The sequence below is a fragment of the Kushneria phyllosphaerae genome, assembly GCF_900312995.1.
Classification (GTDB): Bacteria; Pseudomonadota; Gammaproteobacteria; order Pseudomonadales; family Halomonadaceae; genus Kushneria; species Kushneria phyllosphaerae.
Genome location: NZ_ONZI01000003.1, coordinates 476020 through 490371, shown reverse-complemented (window position 1 = coordinate 490371; position 14352 = coordinate 476020). Strand labels below are relative to the sequence as shown.

Sequence of the window (14352 nt, the reverse complement as noted above, 5' to 3'; positions counted from 1 at the left end):
CCCGGTCAGGGCGGCTTTTTCTTTCAAGGGCTTGATCAGCCAAACACGACCTTGGCCACATCCTGATAGGTGCGAGCAAAGTTTACGGTCATGCCCTCTTTCAGAAAATCCGGCAGCTCATCAAAGTCGCGCTGGTTGGCCTGGGGCAAAATCAGCTCGAAGATGGCACTGCGCCGGGCCGCGATCACCTTCTCGCGAATGCCGCCCACCGGCAGTACCTGTCCGGTCAGGGTAATTTCTCCCGTCATGGCCAGCGATCGATTGATGTCCTGCCCGCGCGCCAGTGACAGCAGCGCCGTGGTCATCGTGACCCCGGCAGAAGGGCCATCCTTGGGTGTGGCTCCTTCCGGCACGTGCAGGTGGATAAAGGCCTGATCAAAGTAGCCCGGCTGTGCGCCAAACTCCTGCAGATGGCCGAGTACGAAACTATAAGCCAGATTGGCAGACTCCTGCATGACGTCGCCCAGCTTGCCGGTCAGCTTGATGCCGCGTTGCAGACCATGCACCCGTGTGGCCTCGATGGGCAGGGTGGCACCGCCCATGGCCGTCCAGGCAAGGCCCGTGACCACACCCACACCCTTGAGCACCTTCTCCTTGCGAAAGATCGGCGCTCCCAGAAACTCCTCAAGATTATTGACCGACACCTTGACCGTTTCCAGATCCTCTTCCAGCAGTTTGACGGCGGCCTTTCGCACGATGCGATGCAGCTGCTTTTCAAGCTGACGCACGCCGGATTCTCGTGCATAGCCCTCGATGACGTGCTTGAGGGCGGCATCGGTCAGATTGATGCGCTTTTTGGGAATGCGGTCACGTTCAAGCAGTCTTGGCCAGAGGTGGTTTTTGGCAATCGCCACCTTCTCCTCGGCGATATAGCCGGCCAGTCGAATCTGCTCCATGCGATCCAGAAGTGCGGCAGGAATCGTGTCGAGCTGGTTGGCCGTGCAGACAAACAGTACCTTGGAAAGGTCCATGCGCACGTCGAGATAGTGATCGAGAAAGTCGACGTTCTGCTCCGGGTCAAGCACCTCCAGCAGCGCCGAGGCCGGATCGCCCTGAAAGGACTGACCCAGCTTGTCGATCTCATCGAGCATGATGACCGGGTTCTCGACATCGACTTCCTTCATCGCCTGCACCAGCTTGCCGGGCATGGCGCCAATGTAGGTGCGGCGGTGGCCCTTGATCTCGGCCTCATCGCGCATGCCGCCCACCGAGAAGCGATAGAACTTGCGGCCCAGTGCTTCAGCAATCGATCGACCCACGGACGTCTTGCCGACCCCGGGCGGTCCAACCAGCAGCAGAATCGACCCACCGACATCACCCTTGAAGGCGCCTTCGGCAAGAAATTCGATGATGCGGTCCTTGACGTCCTGCAACCCGTCATGATCACGGTTGAGTACGTGGCGAGCATGCGGCAGGTCCAGCTGGTCCTCGGAAGTGATCCCCCAGGGCAGCGCGGTCAACCAGTCGAGGTAGTTACGCGTGGTGCCATATTCAGGTGAGCCGGTTTCCAACACTGACAGCTTGCCAAGCTCGTCATCAATTCGGGCCTGCACACGTTCCGGCACGACCTTGTCTGCCAGACGTTCACGGAAGGTATCGACATCGTTTTCCCGGTCGTCCTTGGAGATGCCCAGCTCTTTCTGGATAACCTTGAGCTGCTCGCGCAGAAAGAACTCGCGCTGGCGCTCCTGCATCTGCGCGTTGACCTGCTCGGAGATCTCGCTTTGCAGCTGCGCCACCTCGATCTCCTTGCGCAGCAGTGGCAGCACCACCTGCATGCGCTCCAGCACCGGCAGCGTCTCCAGCACCGATTGAAGCTCTGGACCACGGGCCGAGGTGATGGCCGCGGCAAAATCGGTCAGGGGGCCGGGCTCATTGGGGCTGAAGCGGTTGAGATAGTGCTTGAGCTCTTCCCCATAAAGCGGGTTGATGGGCAAAAGCTCCTTGATGCCATTGATGATGGCCATCGCATAGGCCCGCGTCTCATCGGCCTGTTTATCCACCGCCTCTTTGGGGTATTGAACCTCGACAAGATAGGGCGGCTCCTGCGACAGCCAGCGGGTAATCCTGAAACGACGCAGCCCCTGAGCGATGAACTGCAGCTGCTCCTGATTGTTTTCAGCGCGGTGAACGCGCACGGCGGTGCCATATACCGGGAACTCTTCCGGCGATGGATCAGCACCGGTATCGCCGATAAAGATCAGCCCCACGATATGGTGCGAGGTGTTGCCGACCTGCTCAAGCGTGTCACTCCAGCGCTTGCGGTCGAGTAACAGTGGCTGAACCTGAGCCGGAAAAAAGGGGCGATTGTGTACTGGCAGCAGATAGAGCCTGTCAGGCAGATACTCACTGGCAGGCACCACGGCCTGGGTCATGGCACTCCCGTTGTCGTCAGCGGGCTCGATGGTGTAGTCGGACTGATCTTCTTCGCTCATGGGCAACCTGCTCTTCCCTGTTCGCAATCGTTCGCCGGATGTCGTGTCTGTAGGCAAGACAACACATGCCTGACGTTACCTGTTGTTTCTGGCAATGCGGGCACCACACCCCGTTATCAAGTCCGGCATCGTGCCAAAGGCATCAACAGATCAAAATGACAGCGGCTGCCAAAGGCAGCCGCGTAATGCATTCCTGAAGAACCCCTGTCGTGATCAAGAGCCTAGTTCAATAGGAACCAGGGCTCATCATTGACCAAAAAGACCCCTTTTCGAATGGCGAGTTCCAGCGTGTCCTGATCAGGGGACTGCCCGGCCACCAGCGCCAGCAGCGGTGGTGCATTGTGAAGCGTGAATTGACCGTCAAGCCGACGCTTGAACGCCGCCCGCCCCCAGGAGGTTTGCAACTGCTCGACACGGGTCGTTTTGATGTTCGCGCCATCCAATGTCAGCTCGCCATCCAGATGCATCTGTTGATCCAGCATCGGGCTTTCCAGCTGTAGCTGATGGACCACCACCTGTGGGGAATCACTCATCACGGCAAAAAAGGCTTCCTGCCAAGGCGTCATCAGCGAGGCAAGGTCATGCACGTCATTCGAGTCCCTGACGTCGCCGGCGGCCATGCCCTGCGCCCCGGCATTGTCCTGGGTCGGCTGCTGCCGTGCATTCTGCCAGCGCTGACGGATATCGCGTCCCATGGTCTGTAGCAGCGCGCGCGCTGCCGGCTCATTGATTCGCCGCACCATCGCATCCAGCGAGGCGCTCCCCAGCTGCTGCTCGGAAAATGCAGCATTGCCCAGCTGCGCCTTCAATAGATAGCTGAACTCCTGACGCTCATGATGCGTGCTGCCTTCAAGATGAAGATTGCTCAGTGTCAGGGGGAGGCCCCCCTGTCGTTGCAGCCGGGCATCGCTGATGTCCAGACTGTCCAGTCGGCCGGGCCGTCCCTCTGGCGTATCGTCCGTCTGATCAGCGTCGTCGGCTGGAAACAGCATCGACCAGTGTGTTTCGCCAAGATGTACCTGACGCTGAGGGCTCTGCTGCGCCAGTTCTGACCACTGGCCGTCAAGACGCAGCCCCTGTTCATTCTCATCAAGACCCAATCGAGCCCCGGAAAAGAGCAGAGTCATGCCCTGTGCCTGCGTGTTTTGTTCCTGTGTGTTTTGGCTCTGGCCGCTCAGGCCTTGATAGCGCATCGTGTCGGGAAATCTGGCGTTGAGGGTCAGATCATGGCTCAGATGCCGGATGCGAGCATCAAAATCGACCTGCTCGCCTTTGGAAAGCTCATCGGCCAGCAAGGCCTTGCCGTCACGGGTTCTGATATCGCCCTGACCCGAAAAGCGGGTGCTCAAAATACCGTAGGCGACGCGCCAGTCGATCACCCCCGCGGGCGCATCCGCGTCATTGTCGGCCATTATGACCCGGAGCGTTCCACTGGCGGAAAAGAAGCCATCGCGGTCGATGGTATTGATCGCGCGAACCCCGGCCAGTGCATTGATGTCGGCGACCTGTCCCGCCATACGGGACTGCACTTCATGACGACTCCAGGCAAGGGCGCCCAGCCAGAGCACCAATGCCAGAACGACAAGAGCTGTCAGTGCAGCTGTCACTTTCCTTTTCATCAACGCTCCCCGGGTCGACACAAGAGATCATGACCGGGCCGGAATCGCTGGCACGGGTGACCGCTGCGATAGTGATATTTGCGCTTTACGTCATATCAATGTAGCCAAAGCCACACGTGCATCACACTCCAGGCATAGACCCCGGCCAGAACATCATCGGCCATAATGCCAAAACCGCCTGCGACACGGCGGTCTACCGTGCGCACCGGCCAGGGTTTGATGACATCAAAGACCCGAAAGATGACAAAGCCCCACAGCGCGGACTGCCAGGAAAACGGCACCGCCGCCATGGTCAGCCAGTAGCCGACGAACTCGTCCCAGACGATCCCCGAATGATCATGTACCCCCAGGTCCTTCGAGGTGCGATCACAAAGATAGATACCAATGATGGTGGCCACGGCCAGAATCGCCAGGTAGGTCCCCAGCGGCAGCGTCGACATCAGCCAGTAAAAGGGAATGGCCGCCAGGGTCCCGAAGGTTCCCGGGGCAAAGGGCGCAGCGCCACTCCCCAGCCCGAAGGCCAGAAAGTGCACGGGGCGGCGCCAGATGCTTGCAGGCGCACGGTTCATGAGGTTGCTCCCGTGCCGCGATGTGACTGAGCCTGCTGATCCTGCGCATGAAAGTGCTGCCAGCCGCGGCCAGTCGATACGACACCAGTGATGCCGGGCTCGGCCGTCACTCGACCAATGACATGCAGCGCGCCGCCCACAGCTTCGAGTGCCTGACGAACCGCCGCTTCCCGGTCGGGCGCCAGTGCCAGCAACAGCTCATAGTCATCCCCACCGTTGAGCGCAGCTTCAAGCGCCTCCTGAGCGCCCAGCGATTCAACCAGCGCCTGATCCAGCGGAATGGCGTTCGCATCAAGACAGGCACCCACGCCGGAGCGTGCGCAAAGATGGCCCAGATCTGCCAGAAGACCGTCAGAGATATCAAGACCGCCCGAGACCAGATGACGAATGCTCATGGCCTCACTCACGCGGGGAGCGGGGCGCAAATACGCCTTTACCAGCGGATGGCGCTCATCGCGTTGCCCGTCAAACCAGGCGCGCAGACCGCCATGGGCACTGCCCAATACACCGGTCACGGCCAGCAGGTCGCCGGGGCGAGCGCCGTGACGGGTAATGGCCTCGTCATCAGGCACATCGCCATGCACGGTAATGGTAATGGAGAGCTCCCGACCGCAGGTAATGTCCCCGCCAACCAGGGCAATATCATGCGCTTGCGCCAGCCCGTATAGCCCGCGGGCAAAACCTTCAAGCCACTGCTCGTCGACCTCCGGCAACGTCAACGCCAGCACAAACCAGCGCGGCCTAGCCCCCATGGCAGCCAGATCGCTTAGATTGACCGCCAGCGCACGATGGCCGATCGCTTCTGCCGAGGCATCGCCCGGAAAGTGCACATCGGCCAGCGACGTGTCTACACTGACCGCCAGCCGGCAGCCGGCCGACGGCGCCAGCAGCGCGCAGTCATCCCCCTGCCCCAGCACGACCCCGGCGCGAGCCTGATGCGGCGAGACCTGATCCGAGCGGCAGGCGGGTTCAACGTCCTGCATGAAATAACGCCTGATGAGTTCAAACTCGCCAGGAGTGGCTGCATCGCTCATCGCCCGGACATCTCCCTGACAGGTGAAGGAAAGCGCTGATCAGTGACCTTCATGCACAGGCCATGCTGCGGATGGGCCATGCTCAGTCACGGCGCCTGCGTGCCTGAACCTCGGCTTCACGCAGCTTCCTGGCCAGTCGATCAAGAATGGAGTTGATATACTTGTGCCCCTCGGTAGCGCCAAACGAACGCGCCAGCTCGATGCCTTCATTGATGACCGAGATGTATGGTACCTCCGGCCGATGCGCCAGCTCATAGGCCCCAAGGCGCAGAATGGAAAGCTCGATGCGATCGAGTTCTGCCAGTTTGCGATCCAGCGCCGGCGCAATCAGATTATCCATTTCACCGCAGTGTCTGGCCACGCCATGAAGCAGCTGATGAAAAAGCCCCAGATCAGCAATTTTCATGACCTGAACCCAGTTCTCATGCGGTTCCAGGTCGTCATCGGCGGTTTGTGAGCGAAACTCGGTTTCCACCTGGGAAATCGACGTTCCCGTCATTTCCCACTGATACAGTGCCTGTACCGTCAGCTCGCGCGCTGCCCTTCGGGCCTGCTGCTGCTTTGAAGGGGCACGTTTTTGCTGGGTCACGCCACACCTCCATGGTCGGCATCATCATCAAGGCCATCGTTGCCACCCAGCTGACGCAGCAGCGAGACCATTTCCATGGCCGCCATGGCCGCCTCAAAGCCCTTATTGCCCGCCTTGGTACCGGCACGCTCGATGGCCTGCTCGATCGAATTGACCGTCAGCACACCGTTGGCAATGGGGGTATCAAAATCCAGTTGCAGACGATTGAGTGCTGCATTGCACTGGCCGGCCACATGCTCGAAATGCGGTGTCCCGCCGCGAATGACCGCGCCGAGCGCAATGATGGCATCCGGCTGGATACGGGTCAGCGCACGCTTGACCGCCAGCGGCAGCTCCCAGGCGCCCGGGACATGAAGAATATCGATATTGGCCTCGTCGACGCCGTGACGCACCAGCGCGTCCACGGCGCCCTCTACCAGAGAGTCGACCACGTGGTGGTTAAAGCGCCCGACCACGATGACATAGCGGCCATCGATCTCGTTGAAACGCCCTTCCAGTTGTGCAATCGGTTGCATATCTTGAAATCCTGTTGTCTCTGATAAAACGCATCAGCGTGTAATATAAGCCATCGGACCCGTAATGTTCGGGCCCTTCCGGAAACTGTCGTTGCCATTGATTGCTATTGTCAGTGCCGCGCCGGGCGGCTGTCATCAACGCTGCTGACCTGTTCGATGACTTCAAGGCCAAAGCCCGCCAGCGCAGAAAAGCGCCAGGGCGAGCTTAAAAGACGCATTCGACCGACCCCGAGGCTGCGCAGGATCTGCGCCCCGGTACCGATACTCAAATAGTTGCCGGCGCCGTCTGTCTGCGGGTCCTGGGCTCGCGGACGTCGCTCCAGAAAAAGATCGAGCTGATCACGAAAATCCGTCATGCCCCGCTGGTCGGCGAGCAGCACCAGCACGCCGGTCTCGCTGGCTGCAATCTCTTCAAGTGCATCACGCGAGGACCAGCTCTGCTGGCCATCACGGCGCAGCCCCAGTAGATCACGCAGGGCATCGGCGACATGAACGCGAACGGTCGTGGCCTGATCGCTTTCCGGAGAGCCCTTGACCAGCGCCAGATGATGAGAGCCCTGGATCCGGTCGCGAAAGCAGTGCAGCTGAAAGGGGCCAGCGTCCGTTTCTACCGGATGTGACTCCACATGTTCAACAGTCTGCTCATTGTGAATGCGGTAGTGAATCAGATCGGAAATGGTGCCGATTTTAATATCATGAAGCGCCGCAAAGCGTTCCAGCTCCGGCCGCCGCGCCATTGTGCCGTCCTCATTCATGATCTCGCAGATCACCCCGGTCGGCTCGAAACCGGCCATGGCGGCCAGATCACAGGCCGCTTCGGTATGCCCGGCGCGCCGCAGAACCCCGCCGGCTTCCGCCATCAGCGGAAAGATGTGGCCGGGCTGGACCACATCGCCGGGTCTGGCATCACGCGAGGCCGCGGCCCGCACCGTTCGCGCTCGATCAGCGGCCGAGATGCCGGTACTGACGCCAGTGGCCGCCTCGATGGAAACGGTAAAGCGGGTGCCAAAGCCGGAGCCGTTGTCGTTGACCATCAGCGACAGGCCAAGCTGTTCGCAGCGCGCGCGCAGCATGGGCTGGCAAATCAGGCCGCAGGCATAGCGGGCCATGAAATTGATGTGTGAGGCTTCCACGCACTCGGCGGCCATGATCAGGTCGCCTTCATTTTCACGGTCCTCGTCATCCATGAGGATGACCATTCTGCCCTGGCGAATATCTTCGATCAGCGCTTCCACGGAAGCGAAGTTGCCCGTTGACTGACTCATAACGCTTGCCGGCTAAGCCGCTCCTTTCGATGCAGGGTTGCCTGGATGAATGCCTCCCTGATGATCAGGGCGTTGAGCCTGTCCTGATCAGGAGGTTTCATGATCGTTGACGGGGCGCGCGATAATACGCCAATCAGGGCCGAAGGCGCGAACATCGACAATGGAAAGCTGCCGCCGCTGCGACAGCTTCTCAAGCCCGGACAGGGTCAAAAGCCCACGGGCTTCATCACCCATCAGTATCGGCGCCATATAGATGATCAACTCATTGACCAGTCCCGCATCCAGCATGGCACCGCTGAGTCGAGAGCCGCTCTCAAGCAGCACTTCATTGCACTGTTCTACATCGGCCAGATAATGCATCAGTGCTTCCAGGTCGACCTGGCCACCCGGGCTTGACGCCAGCGTGACCACCTCGGCCCCGGCAGCCACCAGTGCTTCGCGCCGACGAAAGTGATCCCGGTTATCCAGTGCACCGGGGCCTGTCGGGGATACCGTGGCCACCAGCGTGCGACCCGGCTCGGTCAGACAGCGCGCCGAAGCCGGCAGGGACAGGGTCGAATCAACGATCACCCGCAGCGGCTGACGTACCCCTCGCTCATGCGAGACCTGAACAGCATGCGATTCCGGCCGGCTGAGCTGATCAACGCGCACGGTCAATCGGCTGTCATCGCGAATGACCGAGGCGACGCCACTGAGAATGGCACTCGAGCGCGCGCGCAGATGCTGCACATCACGACGTGCGCGCTCACCGGTAATCCATTTCGATTCGCCGCTGGCCATGGCCGTGCGGCCATCCAGGCTCATCGCCATCTTGAGCCGGACGTGGGGTAGAGAGCGCGACATGCGCGAGATAAATCCCACGTTAAGCTCGCGGGCATCCGCTTCCAGCATGCCAACGCGCGTGCCAACGCCTGCCGCTTCCAGCATCGCGATACCACGACCGGACACCTGAGGGTTGGGATCGAGCATGGCGGCCACGACCACATCGACACCCGCCTCTGCCAGCGCCTTGGCACAGGGGCCAGTGCGGCCATAATGCGAGCAGGGTTCCAGTGTGACATAGGCCGTTGCCCCGCGCGCCGCCTCACCTGCCGCGCGCAGAGCATGAATCTCGGCATGGGGCTCACCGGTGAGCTCATGCCAGCCTTCTCCCACCACCTGATTACCACGCACCAACACACAGCCTACTCGCGGGTTGGGATCGGTCGTATATAGCCCGCGACGCGCCAGATGCAACGCGCGAGCCATGTAATCCTCGGGTTGCCGTGTCACGCTTGAGCTTCCCTCCATGCGACAAAAGGACGCCAGCGCGCCTTCTGTGGCATCCTCAATGCTCATGAGACTCCTGATCCCTGCCGGTAACGCCTGCGCTGGATGGCGACGCGGACTCACTGGAAAGGCGTTCGATTTCGGCACGGAATTCATCGATGTCCTGAAAGCGCCGGTATACTGAAGCAAAGCGGATATAGGCGATCTGGTCCAGCGCCCTGAGCTGCCCCATGACCTCTTCGCCAATGGCCAGTGCATTGATTTCGCGCTCACCGCGCGCTCGAAGACGCTGTCGAATACGTTCGATGGCCGCCTCGATATGCTCACTGGACACCGGACGCTTTTCCAGTGCCCGCAACATGCCGGCACGCAACTTGGCAGGGTCAAAGCTTTCCCGCGAACCGTCGGCCTTGACGACTCGCGGCATGACCAGTTCAGCGGCCTCATGCGTTGTGAAACGCTCGCCACAGGCCAGACACTGGCGACGCCGGCGTACCTGATCGCCATCGGCCACCAGTCGGGAGTCAGTGACTCGCGTATCCTGCGCACCGCAAAAGGGGCAATGCATGAATGTTCTCTGTCCCGTCGATGAAAGAGCCGATAATCGATGCCCCGAGCTTTTCAGGCCCTGCCTATTGCAGGGCCATGATACACCACGGCCAGGCGGCGGCCTTCAAGGCGTGACACGCCCGTCGGTGCGGCCAGTCATTGCGACATGTCGACGCATACTCGGGGACAATATTGTAACGTTTTACCCCGTATTCTGAAACGCATCCCCACGCCCGGGGCGCGAACATGCACGGTTTCCCGCGAAAACGCGATGAAAGTCTTACACTCCATCGCGGTTGTACCGCGCTCCTGTCCGTCATCGTGCAGTTGAGCGCCATCGCCCACAGCGCTATTTTGAAGTCGACAATGTCTACCGACAGAGAAGGCACATGAACATTATCTCCTGGATTTTCGCCAGCATTGCCGTGGGCATGCTGGTCAACCTGATCATTCCCCGGCGCCTGAGTGTCGGCTTTCTGGGAACCGCCGGCATGGCCGTACTGGGCGGTGTGGTACTGGCCTTTATGGTCACGGTATTCGGTTTTGCCGCCGAGCTTGCATTCGATGTTCGAAGCCTTGCCGCCGCGGTGGCCGGCGCCCTGGGCGCCGTTGCCGTCATGACGCTCTGGATGGTGCGCTACAACAAGGGATAAATCGCGGCAGCACATGGCGGCATACATGATAACTGCCATCGAAGACAGCGCTTTGAAAATAATACTTCGCAATCAGTGACATACTGCAACACTGACAGCTTGCCAGTTCGCGCCTGCCCATCTAGTCTTGAAGGCAGTCTGAAGAAAAATGTTAAGGAAAAACGTTTTTCCCGGGCCCTTTTAAACTGGCAACCGCCAGACTTGATAACAGCAAGGAGCAGCTGACTATGGGTATTATCGCGTGGATCATCTTTGGCCTGATTGCAGGCGCCATCGCCAAATTCCTGATGCCCGGCAAGGATCCCGGCGGGTTCATCATTACCATCATTATCGGTATTCTGGGCGCTGTGGTTGGCGGCTGGATCGGTACGGCACTGGGCTTTGGCAGTGTTGACGGCTTCAATTTCGGAAGCTTTGTCGTGGCCGTGGTCGGCGCACTCGTACTGCTGTTTCTTTATCGCGTTGTCAAAAAATAGCCGTGTAGTCAAAAAATAACGCGAATGGAACGGATGAACAGACGTTAACTGATCGCCGAATTAAAAACGTCGCCCCGCAATTGCGGGGCGACGTTTTTTTATGGCCATTCAGTCACTGCTCAAAGCTAGCTGGTCGTATCGATGGGCTTGTCACGACGCCGGTCATGACGGCTTTTCAGGAGGCTGGCCACGGTGGTCACCACCAAAATGCCGATAATGACAGACAGGGACAGCACGGTTGAAATATGCGGTACCCAATCAAGCGACTGACCGTTGTTGAGAAAGGGCAGCGTGTTCTCGACCATGGCATGCATCACCAGCTTCACGCCGATAAAGGCCAGAATCAGCGACAGTCCGAAGCCCAGATACACCAGCCGGTCCAGCAGCCCGCCCAACAGGAAATAGAGCTGCAAGAGTCCCAGCAGCGCAAAGGCGTTGGTCGTAAAGACAATGTAGGGTTGCTGGGTCAGTCCATAGATGGCCGGAATCGAATCCAGCGCAAACAGCAGATCCGTCACGCCCAGCGTCAGCACCACCAGAAACAGCGGCGTGACAACACGTTTGCCATTCTCGCGAGCGATCAACTTCTGCTCATGGAACTCATCGGTCACCGGCAGATGACGCTGGGCAAACTTGACCAGCGCATTGGGCTCAAAATCATCGGCACCCTGTTCCTTATGCTGCGCACTCTCAATCGCCAGTTTGAAGGCGGTATAGAGCAGAAACAGCCCGAAGATATAAAAGACCCAGCTGAACTCATTGATGGCGGCAGCGCCAATGGCAATGAAAATACCGCGCATGACCAACGCCATGATAATGCCGATCAGCAGAGCTTTCTGCTGATAGATTCGCGGGACAGCAAACTTGGCCATGATGATGGCAAAGACAAACAGGTTATCGACCGACAGACTCTTCTCGGTAATAAAGCCGGCGAAATACTCCACCCCGTGATCATGACCCCACACCATCCAGAGACCGGCCCCGAAAATGGCCGCAAGGCTGATATAGAACACGGACCACAGCGCTGATTCGCGCATGGTTGGTGCGTGCGGCTTGCGCACATGTGAGAAGAAATCAAATAAAAACATGGCAGCGAAGCCCGCAATGGTGGCTCCCCATACCCAGACAGGAACATGCATGCCCTGGTTCTCCGGCAAAGGTGATTTACCGGAGGTCTCTTCCGCCCGGGGTCTGCCATATCAGTTCATGGCAAAACGCCGGACCAGCGGCACCGGGCAATCATCCAGAGAAGTAACCCTCAAAAGACAATCCACCGTGATGACGACACCGCTGTAGAAAAAACGCAGCCTGATAACAGACGCCGCGCCCTGCAAGGGAATACTCCCCTCCTTCGACAGCGGCAAGTGTTAATCAGCTTTAACATCAGCGCAAGCTGATAATTAAGCCTTAACATTCGCTCAGACCAATACAGTTTGAATTTCCACGCTTCAAGCGCTTTGATAAGAACATACAATAATAGATTCCGGAGTCCTGCCATGTCTGCCGCCCCCCAGGTTGTAGCGCTGTCCCGCGATGACTTTCATGCCCGTGCCGGCGCCGAACTGACGTTTGTCTATGGGCAGCAGGCGCCTGACCTTCTGCAACGTCTTGAACAGCTGATCGCCCATCATCAAACGGACATGACGTCCGAGCCGCGCAGGCTCTGGAGCGAGCAGACACAGATGATGATCACCTACGGTGACAGCATCGTTGAAGGCGAGGACAGTGTGCCGCTGGAAGTGCTGGAGCGCTTCATGCGCGAGCATCTCGAAGACACCTTCAGCGCTGTACACATCCTGCCCTTTTTCACCTGGAGCAGTGATGACGGCTTTTCGGTCATCCATTATCGAAAGGTCAGCCCCGCGGTGGGGGACTGGCCTCAGGTGCGCCATCTCGCCGGGCGCTTCAATCTGATGTTTGACCTGGTCATCAACCATGTCTCGCGAGAGTCGCTGTGGTTTATCGACTACCTCTCCGACACACTGCCCGGGCGTGACTACTTTATTGAGCTGCCGGAACAGACCGATGTCAGATCCGTTACCCGACCGCGCAATACGCCGCTGCTGGCACCGGTCTCGACTCGACGGGGCATGCAGCATGTCTGGGCGACCTTCTCCGAAGACCAGATCGATCTCAATTTTGCCAATCCCGATGTGCTCATTGAAATGGTTGGTGTACTGCTCTACTACCTGACTCAGGGCGCGCGACTGATTCGACTCGATGCCATCGCCTATCTGTGGAAGGAGCTGGGCACAAGCTGCATTCACCTGCCCCAGACCCACGCCATCGTGCGGCTTTTGCGCGCCATCATGGAACGTGTGGCCCCCGGAGCGCTGCTTCTGACCGAGACCAACGTGCCGCATCATGAAAACCTGAGCTATTTCGGCCACGGCGATGAAGCGCACATCATCTATCAGTTCACCCTGCCGCCGCTGTTGCTGCATACCCTGACGACCGGCAATGCCCGGGCCCTGACCGAATGGGCCGCCACCCTGCCGCCACTTCCGGCCGGGTGCACCTATCTCAACTTTACCGCCAGCCATGACGGTGTCGGTGTCCGCGCACTCGAAGGTCTTTTGCCCCGCCATGACATCGACGCTTTGCTGGAACTGATGCAGCGCTTTGGTGGCTTCATCAGCATGAAGACTGACTCGGATGGCCAGGACTCGCCCTACGAAATCAACATCACCTATTTCGATGCGCTCAAGGGGACACGGCGCGGCGCCGACCCGTGGCAGGTCGCTCGTTTTATCTGCTCCCAGACCATCATGCTGGGCCTTCAGGGGATTCCGGCGGTTTACTTTCACAGCCTGCTGGCCACGCTCAACGACCATGAAGGCGTGACCCGCACCGGCCGACTGCGGGCGATCAACCGCAAGCGCTGGCAGCGAGAAGCGCTGGAGCCGCTGCTGGAGGCCTATAGTACGCCCACGCATATTGTGTTTGAGGCGCTGACCCTGCGATTAAAAACCCGCCGGCAGGAGCCCTGCTTTCACCCCGACGTACCGCAGAAGATCATCGATCTGGGTCCGCACTTTTTTGCCTTTCTGCGCGGCCCGCTGCCCGATGGTCGCCGGCTTCTGGCGGTGCACAACGTGACCGACCAGCCCCATCCTCTGAACCTGCCCGAGGCGTATGCCAACCATCACTGGCACGACCTGCTGGGACGCATTGACCCGGACCTGGACGCGCCCATGCTCAAGCCCTATCGCAGCTGCTGGCTGGTCAGTCAGGCCTAGCCCGAAAGCCGGCGCTGCAATGCTCGCTTCACCGCACTGCAACAGGAAGGCTTCAGGATGAAGAGTGCCTACGTCCATTCATGGCCCGTCCATGACAACGCCAGGCATGACAATCGATAACCTCCCGCAAGGATGCTTCC

The 14352-nt window shown here is 59.4% G+C and carries 13 protein-coding genes; 3 read left to right on the top strand and 10 right to left on the bottom strand.

Annotated features, from left to right (window positions below):
* Positions 1 to 35: 35 nt before the first annotated feature.
* The 9 genes from lon to nrdR all read right to left on the bottom strand — a co-directional run bounded on the left by lon (position 36) and on the right by nrdR (position 9863).
* The gene (gene lon, locus KSP9073_RS12115) at positions 36 to 2375 is read right to left on the bottom strand and encodes an endopeptidase La (protein ID WP_243409246.1); all 2340 of its coding nucleotides are present in this window, start codon (positions 2373 to 2375) and stop codon (positions 36 to 38) included.
* A gap of 281 nt (positions 2376 to 2656) precedes the next feature.
* Positions 2657 to 4054 carry a DUF945 family protein gene (locus KSP9073_RS12110; protein ID WP_108843205.1) on the bottom strand — a complete coding sequence of 466 codons (1398 nt, stop codon included), beginning with the start codon at positions 4052 to 4054 and terminating at the stop codon, positions 2657 to 2659.
* 95 nt (positions 4055 to 4149) lie between these two features.
* Positions 4150 to 4623 (bottom strand): phosphatidylglycerophosphatase A family protein, encoded by a 474-nt coding sequence (locus KSP9073_RS12105; protein WP_108843204.1) that lies wholly within the window; start codon positions 4621 to 4623, stop codon positions 4150 to 4152.
* The gene (gene thiL, locus KSP9073_RS12100; protein WP_108843203.1) at positions 4620 to 5657 is read right to left on the bottom strand and encodes a thiamine-phosphate kinase; all 1038 of its coding nucleotides are present in this window, start codon (positions 5655 to 5657) and stop codon (positions 4620 to 4622) included. The genes KSP9073_RS12105 and thiL overlap by 4 nt, the downstream gene beginning before the upstream one ends.
* Positions 5658 to 5739: 82 nt before the next feature.
* The gene (nusB, locus tag KSP9073_RS12095) at positions 5740 to 6246 is read right to left on the bottom strand and encodes a transcription antitermination factor NusB (RefSeq protein ID WP_108843202.1); all 507 of its coding nucleotides are present in this window, start codon (positions 6244 to 6246) and stop codon (positions 5740 to 5742) included.
* Complete coding sequence (ribH, locus tag KSP9073_RS12090; protein WP_108843201.1) at positions 6243 to 6761, bottom strand: 6,7-dimethyl-8-ribityllumazine synthase; 519 nt, start codon at positions 6759 to 6761, stop codon at positions 6243 to 6245. Before ribH ends, nusB begins: the two co-directional genes overlap by 4 nt.
* A 110-nt stretch (positions 6762 to 6871) precedes the next feature.
* Complete coding sequence (gene ribBA, locus KSP9073_RS12085) at positions 6872 to 8026, bottom strand: bifunctional 3,4-dihydroxy-2-butanone-4-phosphate synthase/GTP cyclohydrolase II (RefSeq protein ID WP_108843200.1); 1155 nt, start codon at positions 8024 to 8026, stop codon at positions 6872 to 6874.
* An 87-nt stretch (positions 8027 to 8113) separates the two neighbouring features.
* A complete protein-coding gene (gene ribD / locus KSP9073_RS12080; RefSeq protein ID WP_108843418.1) occupies positions 8114 to 9316 on the bottom strand; it encodes a bifunctional diaminohydroxyphosphoribosylaminopyrimidine deaminase/5-amino-6-(5-phosphoribosylamino)uracil reductase RibD in 1203 nt (400 codons plus the stop codon).
* 37 nt (positions 9317 to 9353) lie between these two features.
* Entirely contained in the window at positions 9354 to 9863 is a 510-nt protein-coding gene (nrdR, locus tag KSP9073_RS12075; protein ID WP_108843199.1) for a transcriptional regulator NrdR, read from the bottom strand.
* 370 nt (positions 9864 to 10233) lie between these two features.
* On the opposite strand from nrdR, the gene KSP9073_RS12070 reads away from it, so the two are divergent.
* A complete protein-coding gene (locus tag KSP9073_RS12070; RefSeq protein ID WP_108843198.1) occupies positions 10234 to 10497 on the top strand; it encodes a hypothetical protein in 264 nt (87 codons plus the stop codon).
* A 227-nt stretch (positions 10498 to 10724) separates the two neighbouring features.
* A complete protein-coding gene (locus tag KSP9073_RS12065) occupies positions 10725 to 10973 on the top strand; it encodes a GlsB/YeaQ/YmgE family stress response membrane protein (protein WP_108843197.1) in 249 nt (82 codons plus the stop codon).
* A 125-nt stretch (positions 10974 to 11098) separates the two neighbouring features.
* On the opposite strand, the gene KSP9073_RS12060 is transcribed toward KSP9073_RS12065, so the two are convergent.
* Positions 11099 to 12112: a TerC/Alx family metal homeostasis membrane protein gene (locus KSP9073_RS12060; protein ID WP_108843196.1), complete on the bottom strand. Its 1014-nt coding sequence runs from the start codon at positions 12110 to 12112 to the stop codon at positions 11099 to 11101.
* Positions 12113 to 12469: 357 nt separating this feature from the next.
* On the opposite strand from KSP9073_RS12060, the gene KSP9073_RS12055 reads away from it, so the two are divergent.
* On the top strand, positions 12470 to 14212 hold the full coding sequence (locus KSP9073_RS12055) for a sugar phosphorylase (protein ID WP_108843195.1): 1743 nt from the start codon (positions 12470 to 12472) through the stop codon (positions 14210 to 14212).
* Positions 14213 to 14352: the final 140 nt, after the last annotated feature.

What these genes read in the sequence shown, in the direction of transcription:
- lon (WP_243409246.1), bottom strand. Translation starts at nt 2,375, where the DNA reads ATGACCCAGGCCGTGGTGCCTGCCAGTGAGTATCTGCCTGACAGGCTC.
- KSP9073_RS12110 (WP_108843205.1), bottom strand. Translation starts at nt 4,054, where the DNA reads ATGAAAAGGAAAGTGACAGCTGCACTGACAGCTCTTGTCGTTCTGGCA.
- KSP9073_RS12105 (WP_108843204.1), bottom strand. Translation starts at nt 4,623, where the DNA reads ATGAACCGTGCGCCTGCAAGCATCTGGCGCCGCCCCGTGCACTTTCTG.
- thiL (WP_108843203.1), bottom strand. Translation starts at nt 5,657, where the DNA reads ATGAGCGATGCAGCCACTCCTGGCGAGTTTGAACTCATCAGGCGTTAT.
- ribH (WP_108843201.1), bottom strand. Translation starts at nt 6,761, where the DNA reads ATGCAACCGATTGCACAACTGGAAGGGCGTTTCAACGAGATCGATGGC.
- ribBA (WP_108843200.1), bottom strand. Translation starts at nt 8,026, where the DNA reads ATGAGTCAGTCAACGGGCAACTTCGCTTCCGTGGAAGCGCTGATCGAA.
- ribD (WP_108843418.1), bottom strand. Translation starts at nt 9,316, where the DNA reads ATGGAGGGAAGCTCAAGCGTGACACGGCAACCCGAGGATTACATGGCT.
- nrdR (WP_108843199.1), bottom strand. Translation starts at nt 9,863, where the DNA reads ATGCATTGCCCCTTTTGCGGTGCGCAGGATACGCGAGTCACTGACTCC.
- KSP9073_RS12070 (WP_108843198.1), top strand. Translation starts at nt 10,234, where the DNA reads ATGAACATTATCTCCTGGATTTTCGCCAGCATTGCCGTGGGCATGCTG.
- KSP9073_RS12065 (WP_108843197.1), top strand. Translation starts at nt 10,725, where the DNA reads ATGGGTATTATCGCGTGGATCATCTTTGGCCTGATTGCAGGCGCCATC.
- KSP9073_RS12060 (WP_108843196.1), bottom strand. Translation starts at nt 12,112, where the DNA reads ATGCATGTTCCTGTCTGGGTATGGGGAGCCACCATTGCGGGCTTCGCT.
- KSP9073_RS12055 (WP_108843195.1), top strand. Translation starts at nt 12,470, where the DNA reads ATGTCTGCCGCCCCCCAGGTTGTAGCGCTGTCCCGCGATGACTTTCAT.